Genomic DNA, 23,351 nt, shown 5'->3' with positions numbered 1-23,351 from the left:
TCCCTCATTATTTGTATTGTGAAAGAAGCATATTGGTGCAAAGATAAAGAACCTATTCTATCTTTCCCAGTTTCTTCAATCTGGATCGTATTCCTCCATTATTGCGTTCGAATATTTCAGCAAGCTCCTTGATTGTTTTACCTTCATCGTATAAGCGTATGAGATATTCATCTGCTTCCTTTTCCCAAGGCAGATAGGCATTACCATGTTCTTGACGCTTTTCTTCCAACGTATATGTCTTTTTTTTAGGTTCTTCTTTCACTGATGTATTGAAAGAGGAAAGTTCAATCAAGTTTCCATCTGGATCGGCAATGTAGGCTGTTCGTTGCCCCCACAGCTCTGTGTTGGGTGGCATCACACCTTGTACGCCTTGTTGCAAGCATCGGGCATATTCATTGTCTACATCATTGAATGTGGGGAGGTCGAACGAAAGTTCCATGGTACTGTTCAAACCTTTGGGGCAATCAAAGCGTCGAGATAACATTTTTTCGAACTCCTTTCGAGGGAACATAATCAAGCGCATGCCGTTGTAGGTCATCTCTACATTAGGTTCATTACCATTCCAAGTCGTTTTGAATCCCCAGATATTCCGATAGAAGGCAACCATCTGTGGCTGTTTGTCGGTGAAAAATCCAATGGTATTGAATTTCATAATTGGACGTTGCTGGGAATAGAGCAGAGGTGTGGAAGAATGTTCTGTAACAGGGATTGCTCGTTCATTGAATTCAGTGAAGTCATACGTTTTTTGCCATTCTTCTACCGTTCCGTCCGTACTGATGGCGAAGTGAATGTAATCGCCTGCACCATTCTCCGGTGGAATTACGCCATTGGGAACATATCCTTTGAGTATGCATATTGGTTTCTTTTCCGTATCAAGTAAGGTATAAGTCCCAGTATCGCATACTTTTGCTTGGAAATAACATTCTCCAAAATTAGGTTCCCATTCGAGAAGTTTGTGGGTTTCGAGGTCGACGGTCCCTTGCCAGTAACCCAGGGTGACTAAAGGCAGTTGCTCTTCATCTTTCTCATATTTGAAAGGAAAGGTATAGGAGCAGAGTTCTTCCCGAAAAGGGAAGGATATATGGATATATTGGGCTTGTTCTTTGTTCATAGTCTCCTTAATTTGATTGAAGCTTAGATCGTATATTCAATCGTTTTCTCTTTTGGTAGCATAATGGTTACTCTATTATTTCCCAATGTCCCGACTTATTAGAGCCAATACGTTTAATTAAACCTTTTTCTTTTAATGTTGCCATAATGCGCTCACCCTGTCGTAAGGAAACCGAGAGCGATTCTGCTACCTCTTTTGCAGTTATCCGATTATTAATTCGAATAAGTTCTAATGTGCGCTGTTCGTTTATACCGACATTTATGCCGACATTTATACCGACATCTACACGAGATTCTAAACCTTCATCTTCTATTGATACTTGATAATTGCGGATTATCTGTTCCAAGTTGCGTATATGTTCATCAAACATAAAATTGTGAAATAGTTCTATATCATCGTTTTCACGAGTAGCGATAAGAGCCTCTATATATTCGGCTTTACAGTCTTTGTTGATATTGGAAGGAACAATTCCGTATTCAAATTGCAATTGATTCATCAGCAATCTGCACATTCTACCGTTTCCGTCAGCCCAGGGGTGAATGGTTACCAAATGAAAATGTGCATCGAAACTTAACTTATAACACTCGATAATGTCTGTTTTTGAGAGTGACTTTCGTCTTTGGTTTATGTTTTCGCAAAGTTCCGCTAGCTTAGTAGGTACTTTTGAGTAATTCATATAAGAACGCCCTCCGGTACCTGCCGTAACATTCAACAATCGTAAATCTCCATTCGCTGACGAAAATTCCCCCAAAGCCGTTTTATAAGTCGTTCCCGTATTCTTTAAAACAATAGAAGACAATTGTTTGAGCATCTCCACGGAAATATCGCTATGGCTCTTTGCAAAGGCAATTGATTGTTCGTATGCAGCTTTCAGGTCTAAGTTCATTAACTGTTCGGTCATTGAACGGCCTTTTGCGCTGATACCCTCATCGAATAAAAGTTGGTTTTCTATTTCGGTGACGGTAGAACCCTCAATAGCTGTTGAATGGGTAATAATAGAGTAGAGATAGAATTTATTGTAATCTATCTGTTGATTTATACCCAGTTCTTTGAACTGGGTTAATAGAGATAATAACTTTTTCTCTCTGTTCATTATTCCATAAATTATTACTTAATGTTAATTCAAGATAGATTTTCCTCTTCTATATTCAACCCCAACTGCATAGCCGACTCCTTTACTACTTTGTAAACCTGTGCTGACTCATCCAATGGATTTAAACTTGTGGTTTTAGCCTTAAAAGATATTTCTATTTCCAAACCATTATTTTTGAGAGGAACAACAAAGCTGGAGAATAAATCAGTCCAGCGTTCAACTGGTACTTTCCCAGATACTTTGATGGACTTGAATTTCCGTATCTCATCAACAGATTGGGAGGAGTCCGTTTGCTCTGATTTCTCTTCGGCTGCTGAATTCCATCCAACAGGTTGTTCTTCGGTAGAACTTTCTTCAGGCTCTTGTTGATTATTAATAGATTTATCAACTAACCAATATTGCGGATCGGTAACATCTAAGAATGGAACAGATTCATGATGATAAATGCGATTGTAGTTTCCTTGTTCACCACAAGCTACATTAAAATCACCATTCTCGCAATACCTTTGAATACTTTGACTGACAGTTTCCACTCCACAAATCATGGGTTTGTCATCAAAGCGTAGAAAGGCCTCATATAAGTCGTTAACTTGTATGGGTTGCTCTATTGTAGGGTATAAGCCACTGCTGCGTAGAGTTCCTAGGCCAATTGACTTTTCAAGTAGCCATTCTTCTTCTTTTATATTGTTAAAAAGATTGCTACTTAGTTGCGTGTTAAAATCTTGCGCAAAATCTTTAATCTCAATTTTCTCTAATCCCTCGCTTACAGAGTATTTACATACAATATTATAAGCTGCAATAAGTAAAGTATTTGCTTGTTTATCGTATTCGGCTTTGCGCTCTAAAATATCTTTCTTCTGTTCTGGTTCTATCTGCCCACTATATTCAGCTTGTATTTTCGCACAAGCCAAATACTCAAGTAGCTTACTATGTAGCATACCTAAACCTATTTCAGAGCATGCCAAATATAATATAGTATTCCTATATATGCGACTACTATTGCCTTTATTTTGAGCTATTTGCTCAATTTGCTTTTTGGTTTTGGTATTTATACTTCCTGGCTGTGTTGCATACTCAGGACCGAGTATCACCAACGTAAGATTTTTCTGTTCAGGAATATCATTGGCTGGATTAACCAGCACCTTTATTTTTGATATGTTACGGGTTTGTGCATTTAGCCGATTGATGATTTCTCCCGAAATATCCGCTTGGCCTATTTCTGCTTTAGCCTGATTTACCAAAATATTGATATTAGGTTTGGATTGAAACCAATAACTGCGTGAGCCAACATTAGTGGAATAGAGATAATGAGCTACTTGTTCCAATTTGTTTAATGCACTATTTACTTCACTATGATTGAATGCACTAGGTTTCAAAATACATAGTTTTAGTTCTTCAATAGTCAATCCTTTGTTTTGTAAATTACCCAATGAAGCCATTAATATGGTGGTGGCTATACCTTGGGTCAAGTTATATTTACCGATATTGTTGTTAGGATCTTCATTATCTATTTTATAAGCATTGCTTGAGGTACCTATGACATCAGCATGAATCACTGTTTCCCACTGACTTCCCATCAGACTGGTTATAGTACCTGTCAATGTTGGCAGATTACTAAGGTTGACGTCTGAGGTATGGATTAATGCCTGGGTACCAGTTAATGATCCCCGTCGTGTCCACAAATCCTTCACGATGGATGCTAATAATCGTAATACTCCACGAGTACGCTGGAAACGAGAATCCTGTCCCCATTTTAAACGAAACATATCAATCAATTCTGGATGGAAGGGATAAGATTTGCGCATCTTGTTAATATATTCCATGCGGTCGGCTTGATTGGGTAAATCGGAACGTCGATTATGATATGTATTCTTGTAACGGTTTAAAACAAGCTCTATCACTTGTGGATTCCCAATATTGTCGAATAAACGACGGCGAACGACTTCAAATATTTCTTCATCTTCGACGGGTTTGATACTTGTTCCAACCCGGACAATACGATTTTCTAAGGCAGTCAGTATCTGTTGACCGATAGCCGATGAAGCAACTTCCGTTGCGCTAGCGGGTAATGTGGCAATTAATACGCAGCGAGGTACGGAAGATACCACCTCGGTCAGTGTTTGCATAAAACCAATAGTCTGATCGGATAGACTTCCTTTTCCTATCATGACTGCCGATGCTTTATTACAATAGTCTGCTAACTCATCAATTAGTATAAGAGCAGGGGCTGACTTTTCCAAAATGGGTCGAAATAAATTGGCTGCCGGCGAAATCCGTTCTATGTCATTCTTTTTAATTAAGTTGTATCCTTCTAAACCTCCTAATTGATAAGCTAGTTCTCCCCATAAGGTATTAATGGTGATTCCATCATCGGTGGTTCTGCCTTGTGATACATCAGTGGTATTATTGGTAAACACTGCTACTTGTGCATTCTCAAACTGAGGAGCTACTTTACTGTCTAAAATATGTTGAGTATAAGCTGAAGAGAGCAGAGATTTTCCAGTTTTTGTAATGTGGTATAAAGAGATCAGCGTATGCGTTTTACCGCCTCCGAATCCAGTCTGTAGAGAGATAACCCGATTATCGGTTTCTTCACCGTTCAACGCGCGGACAACTCGGTTAGCTATATCGCGCAATCCAGCTGTGATATAGGTCTTTTCAAAAAACATGGTCGGATTGCTATACACCTCTTGTCCGATGCCCATAGCCACTTCGCTAAGGTTTGCTGCAAAAACAGATTCATCCAGTGAACCGTTGCGGATGTCATAATGAGGATATACATTCGTATACCAGGCCGGTAGAGGGGAGTCTTCGGAGAACGAAACTGTAGAAGAAGCTTCTGTGGTGACAGGTGTCTCTATTTGAATAGTAGGTTCATTTCCTCTATTTTTTATTGTATCTATTTCTGTCACTAAATCAGGCATCTGAAGTAATTTAGCTACTAGTTTCATAGTGCCAAAAGCTCTATCTATCTCGTCTTCATCCAATGGCTGATAGTGGTTGCATTTATTACGTACTTCTTGTATCTCTTGCAGATAGCTAATAAGTTTATTTGCCTCCTTGCTACTCCCTAATTCATCGGTTAGTTCTTGCTTAAAGGCAATGGCAAAGCTTGAGAGATTGCTATAATCTACCAGTTGCTTACGGTCACTATCTGCGGATAGCGACTGAACAGCTTTATTCCAGGTGTTTTGTTTGTCCGGTTTAAGCCGTGCAAAGAATACGCCTTCCCAAGGTTCATTCTTAAATTTCTCCAGTAAGAACCCCACGACGAATGGACGCATGGCTTCAATAAAAATACTGAGTGCTTTGGATAAATTATCATTCATAATCATTCTGTATTTATTAAAATCCTAAATTCATTTGTGTAGCCTGACCAGTTATATCCTTCTGGCAAGACTGTATTAACTCCTCACTATTGGCAAGCAGCTCATTTACTTGTTTCAGGTCATCTCCATCGGGTAGTAACTCTTTCAGGGAGGCCAATACACGCCAAAAACTATTATTAGCTTCAGAACCAACCAGCTTAATAAGACGCAATAGTTTAGGGCGATTTTCTTTTGACCATAACATCATCGCTTGTTGTACTTGGTCTATTAATGGATCACTGATGTTAGTGCCTTGTACTTCGCCTGTAATTCGTTCTGTGTAGGAGGCCAAATGCTGCTTATTTCCATCTTTAATAAGTAAATGATGATGGAATATGTCGCTAACATCTATATTCATGCCGATGCGTGTGAATTTTGCAGCATCATCAAAATCAGTTTCTCCCATACCGTTCATTTGCAACCAGCCAATGTAGAATTTGGTATATTCATCTCCTTCAAAACCTCTGAGCAAAGCATTGAAAGCTGCTGTTTTTGCCAGTTCTAAAAGTTCCGCTACAGTCACTTCGCTTCCATCAGCTTTCTCTACTTTTTCATATTTGCCGAATTCACTTACTGCTTGTCCAAAGCATGCGGTTAATAGATCGGCACCACGAAAACCTAATCCATAAAGTTTTTCTACTTCTGTATTAACTTTTTCTTCAATGGCTCGTTTCACTTGTTTGAAACTGCCATAGCCTAAGCGCTCGGAGGGGCGACAGGAAACGGTAACGGAAGACTCAAGAGCAGCACTTGCCAGTCCCAAACTTCTATTTGCCATTTCTGTATCCATAGGCCAGCTACCTGTAATGTTCATGCGGGCACTTAGAATAGAATTACACAACGTGGTCCATGCTTCTGTTGTTTGGTGGGCAAACATTATACTGACAATATCAGACGTTTGTTGTTCTATTGCATCAAATATATCTGTGAGTTTCTTTTCAAAGTATAATTTAGCTTCTTGTTCGCTATTGTTATGATGATGTTTTAGTGCAGTACACTCCTCTGATTTAGGTGTTTGTGGTGTTGAAAAGTTTAATGAATATGTGTCATTTAATGTTCGCTTTAACCAAACGTAGAAAAAGTCTGATATATCCGCATAGGCAATCGCATCATAATATGGAGGGTCTGTAATCACAGCTGTCAGTTTTTTTTCTCCAAATTGTTTTTTTTCTCCACTGGAAGCATTTTTTAATATAGTCTCAAAAGAAGAATTACTTTCTGATTCTATATATCGCAGTATCCATTCGAGTTGGTTTGTTGCGCTGCCAGAACTACTACAAAAAGGATTGGATTCCGGATAGTCGAAAACCATAGCAATAGCTTGTCTGCTGAATGGATGCTCAATAGTTTCACGCCCGTTATGCCATCTTCCCAATGAAGTATTAGCCACAGCAATTCGATCAATCCAGATTGCTAAGTAAGTGTAAAGAGCTTGAGTATATTGCGTTGGTTCTATTTTCTTTTTTAAAAGAGAGAAGCTTTTTGTAAATGCCTGGAGCATGAATAGTTGACGGTCAGAGAACATGTCGCCATAAATTTCTATTCCCCATCCTGGAGTGTTGAAATTTCTATTATTTTCAACAGCCATTCTATCTGTAGGCTTATCTATATTTTTAGATTGTGGCTTAATGTATTCATTTTTGGTTGGCGATCTGTATAGCTTTCCTCTATTTGTTTCAGAAATGATTGCTAATAATACTTCTTTAGATGTTTTTGCCTTAAACTGTAGTTTTACCTGATTTACAGTTGTAATGCTTCCACAACAAGGACAAGTCATATTTCCCCGATTATTCCATCCACTTTTTATAGGACACATCCCTTCCTTAATTTCGAATTGAATATCTGTCCCATTAATGACAGGATTCAAATACACCTTCTTTGATGAAGTATTCGCCAAATAGAATTGCTTTAATAAAGGAACTTCCGCTTTACAGCTTGGATTAGAGCAAGTAGCAGTTCTTGCCCAATAGTAAGCGATTGGTTTGTTCCCATTTTCATCGGCAGGATATAAATACCCTACTTCCTTCTCTGTCATAGCCAACAGTTGTTTGGCATAGTATTCCACATCAAAAGAAAGTCTGTTGGGAATATCTATAATGCCGTTGCAGATAGAAATACCTTTGGTAATGAGTATATCTATACCTTCTTTTCCGTAAATACGACGAAACTCCTCTTCTGTATATCGTATGGGCTTCCCATATTTCTGTGGAAACTCTACACTTCCTTTTTCAATGATATGGGCAACCGGATTAATATCATTGCCATAACTACGACATCCCAAACGCGCTGTCTCTAAGGGTATAGCACCTCCACCTGCAAATGGATCGAACACACTTGGCATCTGCTTTTGAAAACAATCAATTGCAGTTTTCAGTGCAGCCTCCTTTTCTTTTATAATATCAGTTTCCAAATGACGGTCTATGCAAGTATAGAGATTGTTTTCTGCTTCTTCAATAGCTTGATAGGCTGCATCAAATGACTGACTTAATGAAATAAAAGAAGCATCAGGATTCTGTTCTGCATTGTATGCAACCCAAATTAACTTTCTTGCTTTTGCTAGAACAGCTTTATCGTTCTTACTTTCCCATTTTATCAGGCAACCTTCACTTAACTGTTCTTTCGAAGCTGTACTTTTGCCTTTCAACATATTAGCCTGACAGACTGGAGAAAACTTTCCTATAAACATCAGCAAACGATTGCGCAGATTGTCCGGCATTGGATCATATATCGCCGTATATGGAATATCCGGATAAGGTACATAAAGTGGATCGTTACTTAACAACTCCTGTATAGCATCTTTAAAAGCCAGCGGACATTGCTCATCCAATGGGTCTGGTACCAGACTGGCAAAGATTACAGCCCTGCACACAGGAAGTGGACGGCGTGCCCACCATAAATGTAAAGTAGAAATATGGCCGTGACGAATAGATTTATCACGTACACTCTCAGCCGATATTTCCTTAATCGGCATAGCTACTTCTATCAGTTTTTTTGCTTTTGTCATATTTATGTTTTCCTTATTTTTCAGTTTTATTTCTCCATTCATCCAGTGGCAGATAGTATTGTACTCCTTTGTCTTTCCGCTCAAAGATGAGCTTCTTGGCTGGGTTTTGAATACGGTGCAATTGTGGTTTAGATTTGCAATTCACTACAATATAAAGCCATGCACTGTTTCCCAGTTGTGCCAACCGGTTCATTTCATTCTCCGACAGCATAACCCCATCAATCCCTGAACGACCTTTGACCTCAATATATCGTTTAATATCTAACTTGTTAACGCTTCGGATATCATATCCTAAGTTTTGGCTGGAAACATCTTCCGCTTGCCATTCATTGGCAGCCTCATATTCGATAGCTATATTCATGGCTATGGCTTCTACTTCATCGTCTCTTTTCATGCCGTAATGTTGCTCATACTCCATTTGGCTGAGGGGGACGACATAGGCACATCCCAATATTTCCGGAGCTTTGGGATTTATTTGAACCATTTGCTCCATTTCGCGGATGCGTTCATCTTTTTTGCGGAGTAGTTCTGCTTTTCGTTCCATCTTATGCAATAACTTTTCCTGTATTTTTACATCTCCCAATAAAACCTTACCTTGCAATTCATTAATTTCTATGTCTAAATCCATGATAATCTGACTGAATGCAGTCTGCAAATATTCTTTTCGCTTTGCGGCATCTGCTTCTACAATCTCCTGTGTAGAGGTGAATAGAGGTAAGGTAATATTCTCGAATGCCCATTCGGTGACTTCTTCGTTACCTATAACAGCAGGAGGAGTGATTTGCTTGGCAAATTGAAGGGGTGCATGCAGATCCAGAAACTTGGCCGGTGAAGTTGCATGAAATACTCCATTATTAGTTTGATAAACAAAACTAAGCTGTTCATTTGCTATACTGTCGTCTCCTTTATTGGGACGATTGTCTGTGATTTGATTTTTAACATAAAAAGCAAAATAGTCTTCAGTATCTTCCGGTGAAACGAGAATCGTACCTTTCAGCATTTCGTCTCTGAAAGAATCGCGCACACAATCAATGAGTGCATCAAACAAAGCGTTACCCGGATTGATATAGTGTACCTTACCCAATATGGCATTGGTATTCTGATAGTCGAGAAATATATGTTTATCGAAACAGAACAATAATTTATTGATATTCTCAGCGTAGATGTTATAATCATCTTTTAGACGTTTGGAAAGTACATCCGGAATGTTTTCCATTTGATAAATTCCGTCTTGTATCATCCTGTATTTTCCTCCTAAATAGCTGAAAGTTCTTTCAAAAAAGAAACGAATATAAATCGGTTGCAATCGTTTCTCGTCAGAATGTTCTTTGAGAATACGGGCATCTTTATAATCGACTTCACTATGGGCGATTACTTTTTGTTGTTCTTCTATCTTATTCCGGAATACTTTCTCAATGATGATTTCATCCTGTTCTATAAACTGATCAAAAGAAGATTCTTTTCCATCAAAAACGGAAGTTATAATAGCATCCAGACTAACATCCTTCAGTACATCTTGAATAACATCATAAACGCGGTCATCACCCATGCTTTGACGAATAATATCCAGCTTTATCAGTAAACGAGACAATACTTGCCCTTCCCGTGTGTTGTCCGCCACCATATTGAAGACCAGTACATCATTTTTCTGTCCATAGCGGTGGATACGTCCCATGCGTTGCTCTAAGCGATTAGGGTTCCAGGGGATATCCCAATTTATTAGTAATCTACAAAATTGAAGATTGATACCTTCGCCGGCAGCATCGGTTGCAATGAGTATTTGGGTTTCGGGAGACATGAAATCCCATTGTGCCTGACGGCGTTCATCAACAGATAAGCCTCCATGAATGACTGCTACTTTATAGCCGTTATTGCTTAGGCGTTCTCTCAAATAGAGCAATGTGTCCTTGTGCTCTGTGAAAATAACGAGTTTTTCGCCATTGATAACTCCTTGGCTTTTCAAGAGTTCTTTTAGCTCAATGTATTTCTTTTCTTCTTGATTTTGATTGTACAGGCTGTTCGCCATCTCATACAGCCGTTTCACTTCTTTAGCTTCGGTCTGTATCTCTGCTAAACTTTTTGAAGTGGTGAACAGTTTGAATTTTCGAGGGTCAGATAGGATACCATCCAACGCATCCCGTTCATCGTCCTCCAGGTCATCATATTGGTCAATACTATCCACATCCAGTTCTTCTAACTTTTGACGTTGCTTCCATATATTAGGATTCTTGCTTACTTCATCTACTATGCCTTGTAGTGCGATCCAGCGTTTGTATAATGTATTTTTGATCGCAAAAATAGAACTTACCAATCGTCGTTGCATTACAGCCAAGGCTAAAGACACATGAATGTTCCTTGTTTCGGTTGCTTCTTCTTTCTGTTTGGTCAGATAATTGGTTACATTATCATAAAGTCGCTTCTCTTCTGGTGTCAATTGAAAAGATACAGTTTTAGTATACCGATCCTTGTATAGATTGTTGCCATTCCAGTCTTTCATGTCCTCCTTTAATCGGCGTATGAAAAACTTATTCAGCCCATCTTTACTTAATTCTTTTACTCTGTCGGCAGCAATATCCTCTGTTGCAAAGATATCTTCGTCTAATAATTGAAGAAGTTTCTTGAACGTATCTGTTCTTCCTCTATGTGGGGTAGCTGTCAACAACAAGATATGCTCACATTGTTGCGAAAGTAAATGTGCAGCTTCATATCGCTTTGACTTATATGTTTTTTGCCCATATTCATAAGCCGATAGCTTATGAGCCTCATCAAAGATGACCATATCCCAGTTTGTATTGCTGACAATGTTCAACACATCCTCCCGGCAAATGAAATCAATAGAAGCTACCACTTTATTTGCCGAGCGAAAAATGGTAGGGTCAGCATTAAAAATACTTCTATTGACAAGCGTAAACGGGATATTAAATTTTACTCCCATTTCATCTTCTTGCCATTGTTTGGTTAAACCGCCTGGGGTGATAATAAGTATGCGTTCAATGATCTTTCGCATTAATAGCTCCTTCAATAATAAGCCTGCCATAATTGTCTTTCCTGCACCTGTATCATCTGCCAGCAGAAAACGTATCTTAGGTTGAGGAAGCAAAAATTTGTATACGGCTTCTACTTGGTGGGGTAGTGGATCTACAACACTACAATTGATGGCAAATAGAGGGTCAAATTGATAAGCGGAATTTATTCGTTCTGCTTCTGCAAATAATACAAATTTATCGGGATCGCCCTTAAAATTGAACTCTCCATCAGATGTCAATACTTCTAAAGAACTGAACTGTTCTTCTGTAATCACCTTGGAACTGCTTTTATTCGTATTTACTCCTGTAAATTTGAGCGAATACATAGTTCCTAATTTCTGTATTTTGTTAACAACAACAGCTTCTGTTGGTATTAGATTTTTTATTATATTTCCGACTTCAATCATTGTTAGAGGATTTTATAAGATCTTTTACGTCCATTTGAAGGACTTCTGCTATCTGAAATAAGACTTCCAAACTGGGCTGTCTTCTATTGCAAACATAAGAATTGACAATACAGAAACTTTTCCAAGTTTTTCTGCCAGCCAGGTTTGTTTGATACCTTTTTCTTCAAGAACTTCTTTTATCCGATTCATGGGTTTGTCTATCACAAAATTCTTAATTGTTAAACAAAGATATAAAACAATCTGCTATAAAAAGAGAAAAGAGGATGATTATTTCTCCCAAGATGCTAAAAATTAGGTAGTGAAGTGTCTACTTGTTTACTTCTTTTTCCGACATCACAAGTTTGGTGCTATTTATTAGGGGTAAAACGCTCTTTATACAAGAGGTTGTGCCAGAGTTTTAACACCTCGTAGAATAACTTACTCTATTTTAGGACCACCCAAAAGTTAGTCAAGCTTTGGTCGGGAGATCTTGACGTATTTACCGACTTTCTGCATCGGGAATGTTATGGTATTTGGTGTAATGATAGAGTAAATCTCATATGAGGTTGAATTTTGCCATCGCTTCAGCTACCGTGTAATATTGGGGCTCGTCGGGTTGGGCTATACTTTTGGATATATCGAAATGCTTTTTGGAGTGGCTGACAGTTTTATCCTCTATTTTTTTAGGGATAGCATTCTTCGAGACAAGTGTATAGATGGATGCCAACGTCATATCAAACTTTTCTTGAATCTCTTGCACAGTGTACTACTCGGTGATTTCCGGATTAGCTGCTTTCTTAGAGAAATAATTGTCGATATGCTTTTTACTCCAACTCCTCTCTATACTATTTGTATTTTTTTGATTTTACTCGCTGTCGTTTTTGCCTATTTTTAATGTCCATTTTCTTGTTATTTCACTAAGTATTAGTCTCCCATCTTCAACCATATTCAACTTTCTCCATCACCTTTCCGGCAGATTTCTGTGTAAAATCCTCCGAGACCCAAATATGGTGCAAAAATGAGCTGGAAAACAAATGTAGACGATAAAAAACGTCCATACGAGCAAAAAGAAAGGCATTGAAATTCAACGCTTTATTAACCATTAGTAATCTATGCTAATCGTTGGCAATCACCAATTACTTGCCGATGCAGAAATGCTGAAAAATATTTTGGAGCACCATATCATTCGTCACTTCCCCTGCAATATCTGAAATAAAGAAAATACACTCCCGTATATCTTGTGAAAGAAAATCTCCGGATATATGCGTGTCAAGCCCATTCTGCACTCGATGAATAGCATCTAAAGCTTTACTTAAAGCTTCATAATGCCTTACGTTTGTCACAATAATATCATTCTGTGTTACCGTAGGTAGATGTGCTGCATTAATAAGCATCTTTTGTAACTCTTCGGTCTGTTTACGTTCTTTTGCCGATATGAAGATAGATTTCGTGTATTCTTTAGAAAAGTCCTTTAATAAAGCAGATAATTCTTCTTTCTGCTTTTCCTCAATCAAATCCGCTTTGTTGAATACAACAATTAGTTGTTTCTCCTCACAACGAGGGATGATCTTTTCTGATAATTGCTTTATCTGAGAAGATGCATCAGATGAATCAACCATCCAAAGTACAATCTCCGCTTGATCCAACTTTTGGAATGTACGTTCGATACCAAGACTTTCAATGGTATCATTTGTTTCCCGGATTCCGGCAGTATCAATGAATCGGAAAGTGATGCCACCTATATTAATAGTATCTTCAATGACATCACGTGTGGTACCATGAATATCACTGACGATTGCTTTATCCTCGTTCAGTAATACATTCAGTAAAGTTGATTTCCCTGCATTCGTTTCACCGATGATAGCCACCGGAACACCATTTTTAATGGCATTCCCAACATTAAATGAATGAACCAGTCGGGAGATAACCTGCTCTATTTCATCTGCGAGTCTTCGCAATGCCGAACGATCTGCGAACTCTACATCTTCTTCGCTGAAGTCAAGTTCCAGTTCAATCATGGAAGTGAAGTTCAGCAACTTGTTGCGTAGATCTGTTAACTCTTTGCTAAAACCTCCCCGTATCTGACTCATGGCCAAACGATGAGTGGCTGCGGAAGAAGATGCAATCAAATCGGCTACAGCCTCCGCCTGACTTAAGTCCATCTTTCCGTTGAGAAATGCGCGTTGAGTATATTCTCCCGGCTGAGCCATACGGCAACCGTTCTTAATCAACAATTGCATTACTTGCTGAAGAATATAGGAAGAACCATGACACGTGATTTCTGTACTATCCTCTCCCGTATAGGAATGAGGAGCCCGGAAAAGACTCACAAGGACTTCGTCTATGATTTCTTCTCCATTATAAATACGCCCGAATGTCAGCGTATAAGGCTTTTGTTCACTAAGTAATTTGCCGGCTTTGGCTGGTTGGAAGATGCGGCTTGTAATGGAAATAGCTTCAGGACCGGAAACACGGATGCTTCCGATGGCACCTCCTTGAGCGGTAGCAATAGCGCAGATAGTATCTTGATTCATTATATTTCTTTTTGGATGATGCAAAGATAATTGTTTCTAAGTAAAAAAAATAAGATTAGACACAACTTGTGCTTTATTTGTTTATATTTGCTGCCGTTCAAACAATGCACATACAAAATATAATGATAGTCTATGGAGCCGGATACAAACTTATATTCACCGAATGAGAATAATGAAATCATACGGGAAAATTCACAAAAGAAACTTTATGTACTTGCCGCACATCAAATAGCTTTATGGGAATATGATATTCCGACAGGAAAATGTAGCTTTACGGACGATTACTTCCGCACGTTAGGCTTGAAAGATTTAAAGGCATTAATGACTTTTACCATTTCGCATACCCCGGAGATATAAATGCCTATCAGACTGCTTTTGCTAAAATGCTTGCTTCGGAGTCCAAAGCATATTAGATACAGGTTCGTCGTGTCGGAGAACATGGTGAGGTGATTTGGCTGGAAGAACATAACTGTAAAATAATAGAAGCTTTACCCGAATTTATTTTCATCTTTGACGAGAATTTCTTTATAACGGATGTGCTGATGGCGCGGGTACGATTCTGCGGTATCCGGTAGAAGTTGCCGAACAGAGTCTTTTTATTAAGATTGATTCTGAATCCGTACGTCATAAAAAGATTTTGGTTGTGGAGGATATCGAATCGAACTTTGCCCAGCTGAATATCTTACTGAAGAAAGAGTATATCATCCTGTGGGTGCGTAACGGACAGGAAGCAATCAATAGCTTTATTCGGGAAAAACCGGACTTGATATTAATGGATATTCGTATGCCTGTGATGGATAGTATTCAAGCTGGATGCAATGCAGTTTTCTCCAAACCATATTCTTTGGAGAAACTGAAAGAAACGATTGAAATCTATATCGGATAATTAATTTTCTAAAAGGAGACCAACATTCTGAAAGTTAGATTGTTATTAAACTAATAATAACAATCTAATTTTTGTTGGAATATGGAGAAAGTGAAAAAGATGGTCCTCATCGGAGCTAGCGGCTTTGTTGGTTCCGCTCTGCTAAATGAGGCATTGAATCGTGGCTTTGAAGTGACAGCTGTAGTTCGTCATCCCGAAAAAATAAAGATAGAGAACGAACATCTGAAAGTAAAGAAAGCGGATGTCTCTTCGCTCGATGAAGTATGCGAAGTTTGCAAAGGAGCGGATGCCGTTATCAGTGCATTCAATCCGGGATGGAATAATCCTAATATATATGACGAAACCATCAAAGTATATCTGACTATCATTGATGGAGTGAAGAAAGCGGGAGTGAATCGCTTCCTGATGGTAGGTGGTGCCGGCTCACTATTTATTGCGCCGGGATTACGACTGATGGATTTGGGTGAAGTTCCTGAGAATATCCTGCCTGGAGTTAAAGCCTTGGGAGAGTTTTATTTGAATTTCCTGATGAAGGAGAAAGAGATTGACTGGGTATTTTTCTCTCCGGCAGCAGATATGAGACCGGGAGTACGTATCGGACGTTACCGTTTGGGCAAAGACGATATGATTGTGGATATCGTGGGTAACAGCCATATTTCTGTAGAAGACTATGCGGCTGCAATGATCGATGAATTGGAACATCCCAAGCATCATCAGGAGAGATTTACGATTGGATATTAATAAAGAGGTTAATCATTATATAAATTTGCTTGTGTAAAATTTGAGTTAACAAGTAAAATAATGGCTTGAGGCATACATTTTGACGTATGGTTCAAGCCATTTCTTATTTTATTTTCCGATATTTGCATTGTGTCGGTATTGTAACACAAAATGAAACAAAGAAGAAATACTTAATGATATTCTGAACTATGATATTCAAACAAGAAACTCAAATCTTAAAATGTACCTTTGAGAAGGAACATTTTTCTAAAGTAAAAGCTGCCTTCAAAGATAGATGGCCTGTTGTATATATTATCGAGGATGACGAAAAGGGACAAGCCTATATAGGAGAGTCTACAAATATATGTACCAGGATTTGTGATCATTGGAATAATACCGAACGCAGAGCTTTGAAAAACATATATATTATCTTTAATAAAGTCTTTAATAAATCTGTAATCCTGGATCTTGAAGCATTTCTTATCGGATATATTGTAGCTGATGGTAAATATAGACTCCAGAATGGCAATGGTGGCCAGCATGTTCATAACTATTATTTGCGTGATGAATATCAGAGAGAGTTCAGACACATTTGGCAGCTTCTTCAGGATGAAGGTGTTGTCAGGCATGGAATTACTCTTCTGGAGAATCAAGACTTATTTAAATATTCTCCATATAAGATTTTGAATTTGGACCAATTTAATGTTGCTGTGCAAATTCTTACTGATCTGAAATCTGATTTAGGGAATAATAATCAATCCCGTTCTTTTATAATTGATGGAGGGGCAGGTACTGGTAAGTCTATTCTTGGAATTTATTTGCTGAAGCTATTGATTGATGCAAAGAGTTCACCTGCATGGACTGCGGAAGAAGAGGCATTGGATGAGAATCTTAGTTATATAATTGGACATTTGAGCCCGGACTTAAGAGTTGGGTATGTAGTTCCTACACAAAGTTTTCGTGAGACATTGAAAAAAGTTTTTGATGGAATACAGGGACTTGATTCTAAAATGGTACTTAGCCCCGAAGATGTTGCCAACTCGGGTGAAGGTTTATATGATCTTCTGATTGTTGATGAATCACATCGTTTGAGGCGTCGTCGTGCATTATTTAATTATGGATCATATGATAAAGCTAACGAGGCATTAGAGTTAGATAAAGAAGCGACGGAATTGGACTGGATACTGGAAAAAAGTTGGTATCAGCTATTCTTTTATGATTCTAGACAATCGGTGAAGCCTTCTGATGTGGAAGCACTAAGATTTTTCTCATTGTCTCGGCAAGAGGATACCCGGAACTATAAGCTTACTTCTCAGATGAGGTGTAAGGGTGGAAATGATTACATAGATTATATTCATAATATATTGGAGTGTCAGCAGGAAGAAATGCGCACTTTTGGGTCATCTTATGAGCTGCTGCTGTTTGAGGATGTTGAGGATATGGTATCTGCAATTAAAGATAAAAATAACAAAATGGGGCTCTGTCGGAATATGGCGGGGTATGCCTGGCCTTGGAAGACGCACAAAATGACACTGTCTAAAATTCAAAAAGAAGGGTTATATGATATTAAGATAGAAAACAAATACGAGGTAAATAATGCGCATAAGTACATTTGGAATACTACCCAGAAAGACTGGATAAACTCTGAAAATTCAATTAATGAGATAGGCTGTATACATACGACGCAGGGGTATGATTTAAATTATGCAGGTGTGATAATAGGTTGGGAGATAGACTATGATCCTATAAATAATATTATTACTGTATCTAAGGATATGTATCAAGATTCTAAAGGCAAAGAAAAGGTGGATGGAAAAATATTACATAATTATATAAAGAATATTTATACTACTCTTTTGGAAAGAGGTATGTATGGAACTTATATCTATGTGTGCAATGAATCTTTAAGAGATTACTTCAAAAGATTCTTTACCTTTGTTCCTCATCGCACCAAAGGCTAAAACCTCTCTCTTATTAGAAACTGTATATATGAATCAATAAAAAAGACCTTCACTAAAGAATTATTAATGGTTTTAGTGAAGGTCTTTCATGGTAATTGATATTATCCTATATTCTGTCGAGCACAGTCTTAATCAGTGTATCGATTGTATTCTTATATCCGGTATTAGCCTCTTTGATCAGTCGGTTGGCTATTACCATACAGACGGTCATTGCCTTATGTCCCATCAGTCGGCTAAGTCCTGCAAGTGCCGAACTTTCCATTTCGAAGTTGGTAATCTTAAAGCCTTTATATTCAAATGTTTCAATCTTATCATTTTGTTTCGGGTCTGCTAACGGAATACGGAGCTCACGTCCTTGTGGCCCAAAGAAGCCTCCTGCGGCAATCGTTACACCACGTACCATATCTTCTTTAGCAATCCGGTCAATCAGTTCTTCACTGGCATCAATAACATAAGGCGCAGGGGCACACATATTTCCCGACCAGCCCATGTAGTTAAGGAAAGCACGTTCGAAAGGAAGATCGCATACCGCATTACGTCCGGCATAAAAATTCAATAATCCGTCGAAACCGATAGATTTCTGTGAACAGACGAAGGTGCCTACCGGAGTATTTGGCTGCAAGCCGCCGCACGTACCGATACGTACTAACTCCAGTTGGCGGAACTTTTCTTTTTCTTCCCGTGTCTCAAAGTTGATGTTGGCAAGCGCATCCAGTTCGTTCATAACGATGTCGATATTATCGCAACCAATTCCGGTAGAAACCACTGTGATTCGTTTACCTTTATATGTACCCGTGATTGTTTTGAATTCGCGGCTTTCCACTTCGCATTCTTTGTTTTCAAAGTGAGAAGCTACGAGTGCTACACGTCCTGGATCTCCTACAAGGATCACTTTATCTGCCAGCCATTCGGGCTTTACGTGAAGATGGAATACCGAGCCGTCTTCGTTGATAATCAGTTCAGAGGATGGAAAGTACTTTTTCATGTTATTGAACGGTTTTAGTTTTACAATAAGTCGTATATATAAATAGAAACGCCGGAACCGGATTTTAGTTCGGAAGAGGTATCTTTCTTTTCTTTTGCAAGTTTGTCAAAGAGAAGATACGTAGATGAACTGAATAGGAATCAGGTTCCGGCGTTTGGTAGACTATTTACTCAAAGGCTGGTTGGTGGTACCACCAGTCGTTGGTTTGGCAATGTTTTCGCGCATTGAAGTATCGGCTTCGATATTTTTCATACGGTAATAATCCATTATACCCAGATTGCCGCTACGGAAGGCCTCTGCCATTGCTTTAGGTACTTCCGCTTCCGCTTCGATTACTTTGGCACGTGCTTCCTGTGCCTTAGCTTTCATTTCCTGTTCGGAAGCGACAGCCATTGCACGGCGTTCTTCTGCTTTAGCCTGTGCGATGTTCTTGTCTGCATTAGCCTGGTCAATCTGCAAAGCTGCACCAATGTTTTTACCTATATCGATATCCGCGATATCAATAGACAGAATTTCGAAAGCTGTTCCTGCATCCAATCCCTTGCGGAGTACAAGTTTAGAGATAGAATCCGGATTTTCGAGTACTGACTTGTGGTTTTCCGAAGAACCGATAGAGGAAACGATACCTTCACCTACACGGGCAAGGATGGTATCTTCTCCGGCACCACCGACCAGCTGCTTGATGCTGGCACGTACTGTTACACGAGCTTTCGCTATCAGCTGGATACCGTCTTTGGCTACTGCAGTAACAGGAGGAGTATCAATCACTTTCGGGTTTACAGACATCTGAACAGCTTCAAACACATCACGTCCGGCAAGGTCGATAGCGGTTGCCATCTGGAATGACAGCTCAATGTTGGCTTTCGATGCGGATACCAGCGCATGTACTACTTTTTCTACATGGCCTCCGGCAAGGTAGTGGGCTTCCAGTTCATCACGGGTGATGTTCTTCAATCCGGCTTTGTGGGCTTCGATCATGCCCGGAACAATGATATACGGCGGAACATTACGGATGCGCATCAGGAAGAGTTGAATCAACGAGATGTTAACGCCTGATACTTTAGCCGACAACCAAAGGAAGAACGGCACATAATGGAAAAATAGTATTAGGAAAATAATACCTCCAACAATCAGAACGATAGGTAAGTACAAAGATGTTTCCATTGATAATTTATATTAAGTGAATATTATATTTTGTGTTTCTCAACTAGAATGGTACCGTCAGTGATGCGGCTCACAATGATGGGAGTTTTTTCATTGAGGAAGCCATCTATCGATCTTACTTCCACGATGTTACCGTTAATCTCAGCATAACCGATTTGTGCCAGGCGGGTAGTGCTGATTCCTGTGTCGCCTACCTTGACGCTCTTTTCCGCACTGCGGTCTACTTTCGAGTCAATATCTTTTTTCAAAGCCAGCTTATCCAGCATCTTCGAACGCATGAACCAGATAAGCGAGCCGATACAGGCGACAGCCGATATCCCTAAAGTGATAAATCCTCCTGCCATACCCAGATTGGCGAAAGCGTAATAGTTGGCATAGAGAATACAAGCAAGTGCTGAAATGCCAGCCAGGCTAATCCCCGGAATGACAAACAGTTCAACCAAAAATAGTATTACTGCAGCAATGATGAGAACGGTGATAATCAGTATGTCCATAACTCTGTATTATTTTGATTTTGTTTTTTCGGCATTACGCACACTTACTCCAAGAGCATCCAGCTCTTCATTCATTTGCAGAATTCTTTTTTCCAGATCAAGGATTGCGGGAGCAAGTTTTTCTTTTCCTTGTTGATTGGCGCTTGCATATTGCTGGCGCAGACCGTTCAGTTTATCTTCCTGTTGCAGATAATCTTTTTCCAGTTGCCGGTAACTTTGGAACAGTAGCTTTGCTTTGGGTGATTTGAAGTCACTCAACTGATAATAGGTCGTGCTATCATCGATGACAAACTCGAAATCAACCACACGACGTTCCTGTGGCTTATGATTGATTGCCTCTTTCAGACGTTGCAGTGCCTCCGTTACTGTATTTTCATCTTTCCAAGTTTCCTTCAGCGAATGAATCTGTGCCAGACGGATCATCTGCTGCGGGTCCATCGCCTCATAATTATAAGTCTGTTTAGACGAATTAGGAATGAATACATAGATGCAGACTTTCTCTTCGGGCTGGAAACGGTCGGAGGCAAACCAACCTAGATTATTGTATTCGTCGATGACGTACATATAATCATTATAAGGTGAATTGAACGGCATTCCCACATTTTCCGGCGTCAGATAAGAGTCCGTATTTGTGTTGTAACGAGTGACAAAAATATCATATCCTCCCAGTCCTTCGCCATCGGTTGCATAATAAATAGTAACGCCATCCGATAAAACAAACGGGTAGTTGGCGTTTCCGGATTCGTTGATGCTGCCGGGCAACGGGCGACCGTTGCTCCATTCATTCAGTAATTTATTTTTGGAGAATATATCCAGATTTCCTCTTTCTCCCTTTTCGCTATAATAGATTTTATTACCGATTTCTGTTTCATAAACTGTTCCCGGATGATCTCCTTCGGTTTGGAAGAATTCGTTGAATGTAAATAGCTTGCCAGACTCTTCACTGATCTTGTATGCGCTCAGGAAATTTGCTTTATCTACCACGAAACTGTCAATAATGCACACGTCTTCTACTCCTTTGAGCATACGCAGGTCAGCTTTGCTCTTTTCCAATAGAGCTTCAGCTTCTTCCGTCGATCTTTTGCGTTTGCTGAGGTCGGCGATATATTCTTCAAAGCAGTTGACTGCATCTTCGAAACGATAAGTATCATTGTAAGCTTGTCCCAGATAGAGTTGTCCACCGGCTACCCGTCTTTTTACAGCGGTTTCGAGATACTTCACGGCTTCTTCCGGTTCTCCGGTTTTCAGGCAGCAGACACCGTACCAATAGCTGTAGTTACCATTGGATGGTTGAGATTTGGCATATTTCTGAAATACGGGTTTGGCTTGTTCGTAGTCACCTTTTGTAAATAAGGTGCGTGCCTGTTCCAATGTTTGTGCAGATACTCCTCCGAGGAAGAAACTGCAAATTATAAATAGAATATATTTTCTTTTCATTGTTTTATTCACTAATCCATGCATCAATTGTTCAAAAGTACAAATTTATTAGAAATAAACCCTTTTTCAGAGATTCTATTATGTTAATTCTTCTTTAAATCATTCTTTTCGCTTACTTTTGCAGCCGATTTTTGAAGATATGACACAATTTACGGAAGAAGAGAAGACGATCCGCCGTATTGAACGGCGATTCAATAAAGGAGTGGTGCAGTATAGACTGATAGAAGAAGGGGACAAAATCCTTATCGGACTGTCGGGCGGGAAAGATTCGTTGGCACTTGTAGAGTTGCTGGGCAAGCGGGCGCGTATTTATAAGCCTCGGTTTTCTGTGATAGCTGTTCATGTGGTGATGAATAATATTCCTTACCAAAGTGATACTGAATATCTGAAAGCATATTGTGAATCTTTTGGAGTGCCTTTCGTACAGTACGAAACGTCCTTTGATCCTACTACGGATACGCGCAAGTCTCCCTGCTTTCTTTGTTCCTGGAATCGTCGGAAAGCTCTGTTTACGGTTGCCAAGGAGCAAGGATGCAATAAGATTGCTTTAGGACATCACATGGATGATATTTTGGAAACATTGTTGATGAACATTACTTATCAGGGGGCATTTAGCACGATGCCGCCCCGTTTGGTGATGAAGAAATTTGATATGACAATTATCCGACCGATGTGTATGGTGCACGAGGCTGATCTGGTTGAACTGGCTGCATTGCATGACTACCGGAAGCAAGTGAAGAATTGTCCTTATGAATCACAGTCCAGCCGAAGTGATATGAAGGGTATTCTGCGACAGTTGGAAGCGATGAATCCGGAAGCTCGCTACAGCTTGTGGGGGAGCATGACGAATGTGCAGGAAGAATTATTGCCGGATAAAATAGACTGATAATTACTAATTTTAGTATATAATAAGATGAAAGGTTTCTATACAATTTTATTACTCATTGTATCCAATGTTTTTATGACCTTTGCATGGTATGGGCATTTAAAGATGAAACAAGAGTATTCTTGGTTTGCTGCTCTTCCGTTGATAGGTGTGATTACCTTTAGTTGGGTCATTGCATTTTTTGAGTATAATAAAACGGAAAAACCCAACTGGAAATTTAACACTTTACGTTGATATATAATAATGTATCATTACTGTCCCATTAAAATCTAAAAGAGTTCTTTGAAATATTTGAA

General features: G+C 39.2%; 13 protein-coding genes and 4 pseudogenes. 5 read left to right on the top strand and 12 right to left on the bottom strand.

The genetic code is table 11. The features are described from left to right. Positions 1 to 52: 52 nt before the first annotated feature. The 8 genes and pseudogenes from DW640_RS23805 to mnmE all read right to left on the bottom strand — a co-directional run bounded on the left by DW640_RS23805 (position 53) and on the right by mnmE (position 14,522). Positions 53 to 1,111 carry a VOC family protein gene (locus tag DW640_RS23805; protein WP_199610414.1) on the bottom strand — a complete coding sequence of 353 codons (1,059 nt, stop codon included), beginning with the start codon at positions 1,109 to 1,111 and terminating at the stop codon, positions 53 to 55. A gap of 67 nt (positions 1,112 to 1,178) precedes the next feature. Then, the gene (locus tag DW640_RS17510; protein ID WP_117578766.1) at positions 1,179 to 2,204 is read right to left on the bottom strand and encodes a Fic family protein; all 1,026 of its coding nucleotides are present in this window, start codon (positions 2,202 to 2,204) and stop codon (positions 1,179 to 1,181) included. 29 nt (positions 2,205 to 2,233) lie between these two features. After that, complete coding sequence (locus DW640_RS17505; RefSeq protein WP_055289369.1) at positions 2,234 to 5,533, bottom strand: DUF499 domain-containing protein; 3,300 nt, start codon at positions 5,531 to 5,533, stop codon at positions 2,234 to 2,236. 16 nt (positions 5,534 to 5,549) lie between these two features. Beyond that, on the bottom strand, positions 5,550 to 8,618 hold the full coding sequence (locus DW640_RS17500; RefSeq protein WP_229061119.1) for a DUF1156 domain-containing protein: 3,069 nt from the start codon (positions 8,616 to 8,618) through the stop codon (positions 5,550 to 5,552). Then, complete coding sequence (locus tag DW640_RS17495) at positions 8,590 to 11,928, bottom strand: helicase-related protein (protein ID WP_233525453.1); 3,339 nt, start codon at positions 11,926 to 11,928, stop codon at positions 8,590 to 8,592. The genes DW640_RS17500 and DW640_RS17495 overlap by 29 nt, the downstream gene beginning before the upstream one ends. 73 nt (positions 11,929 to 12,001) lie before the next feature. Next, positions 12,002 to 12,210: pseudogene (locus DW640_RS24045) on the bottom strand (helix-turn-helix domain-containing protein). A 243-nt stretch (positions 12,211 to 12,453) separates the two neighbouring features. Continuing rightward, positions 12,454 to 12,820: pseudogene (locus tag DW640_RS17485) on the bottom strand (DNA-binding protein); the annotation flags it as partial. A 304-nt stretch (positions 12,821 to 13,124) separates the two neighbouring features. Then, complete coding sequence (gene mnmE, locus DW640_RS17480) at positions 13,125 to 14,522, bottom strand: tRNA uridine-5-carboxymethylaminomethyl(34) synthesis GTPase MnmE (protein ID WP_117578764.1); 1,398 nt, start codon at positions 14,520 to 14,522, stop codon at positions 13,125 to 13,127. 132 nt (positions 14,523 to 14,654) lie between these two features. On the opposite strand from mnmE, the pseudogene DW640_RS24435 reads away from it, so the two are divergent. From DW640_RS24435 to DW640_RS17465, 3 genes and pseudogenes are all read left to right on the top strand, one after another. After that, positions 14,655 to 15,408 (top strand): annotated as a pseudogene (locus DW640_RS24435) (response regulator). Between the two features lie 81 nt (positions 15,409 to 15,489). Beyond that, positions 15,490 to 16,149 carry an NAD(P)-dependent oxidoreductase gene (locus tag DW640_RS17470; protein WP_117578763.1) on the top strand — a complete coding sequence of 220 codons (660 nt, stop codon included), beginning with the start codon at positions 15,490 to 15,492 and terminating at the stop codon, positions 16,147 to 16,149. A 188-nt stretch (positions 16,150 to 16,337) separates the two neighbouring features. Next, positions 16,338 to 18,089 carry a DUF2075 domain-containing protein gene (locus DW640_RS17465; RefSeq protein WP_016268230.1) on the top strand — a complete coding sequence of 584 codons (1,752 nt, stop codon included), beginning with the start codon at positions 16,338 to 16,340 and terminating at the stop codon, positions 18,087 to 18,089. A 106-nt stretch (positions 18,090 to 18,195) separates the two neighbouring features. On the opposite strand, the gene DW640_RS17460 is transcribed toward DW640_RS17465, so the two are convergent. From DW640_RS17460 to DW640_RS17445, 4 genes are all read right to left on the bottom strand, one after another. Next, the gene (locus DW640_RS17460; protein ID WP_016268229.1) at positions 18,196 to 19,074 is read right to left on the bottom strand and encodes a nucleoside phosphorylase; all 879 of its coding nucleotides are present in this window, start codon (positions 19,072 to 19,074) and stop codon (positions 18,196 to 18,198) included. Between the two features lie 162 nt (positions 19,075 to 19,236). After that, the gene (floA, locus tag DW640_RS17455) at positions 19,237 to 20,238 is read right to left on the bottom strand and encodes a flotillin-like protein FloA (RefSeq protein ID WP_008760314.1); all 1,002 of its coding nucleotides are present in this window, start codon (positions 20,236 to 20,238) and stop codon (positions 19,237 to 19,239) included. Positions 20,239 to 20,261: 23 nt separating this feature from the next. Continuing rightward, positions 20,262 to 20,732 (bottom strand): NfeD family protein, encoded by a 471-nt coding sequence (locus DW640_RS17450; protein WP_008760315.1) that lies wholly within the window; start codon positions 20,730 to 20,732, stop codon positions 20,262 to 20,264. A 9-nt stretch (positions 20,733 to 20,741) separates the two neighbouring features. Continuing rightward, positions 20,742 to 22,169 carry a tetratricopeptide repeat protein gene (locus DW640_RS17445; protein ID WP_008764708.1) on the bottom strand — a complete coding sequence of 476 codons (1,428 nt, stop codon included), beginning with the start codon at positions 22,167 to 22,169 and terminating at the stop codon, positions 20,742 to 20,744. Positions 22,170 to 22,308: 139 nt separating this feature from the next. Between DW640_RS17445 and DW640_RS17440 the strand changes: the two genes are divergently transcribed. Continuing rightward, the gene (locus DW640_RS17440; protein ID WP_022471175.1) at positions 22,309 to 23,055 is read left to right on the top strand and encodes an ATP-binding protein; all 747 of its coding nucleotides are present in this window, start codon (positions 22,309 to 22,311) and stop codon (positions 23,053 to 23,055) included. 27 nt (positions 23,056 to 23,082) lie between these two features. Then, positions 23,083 to 23,247: pseudogene (locus tag DW640_RS17435) on the top strand (DMT family protein); the annotation flags it as partial. Positions 23,248 to 23,351 lie beyond the last annotated feature (104 nt).

This window comes from Bacteroides sp. AM23-12 (genome assembly GCF_003434395.1).
GTDB classification, from domain to species: domain Bacteria; phylum Bacteroidota; class Bacteroidia; order Bacteroidales; family Bacteroidaceae; genus Bacteroides; species Bacteroides thetaiotaomicron.
The sequence above is the reverse complement of the archived record's forward strand: the minus strand, read 5'-3'. Positions and strand labels throughout refer to the sequence as shown.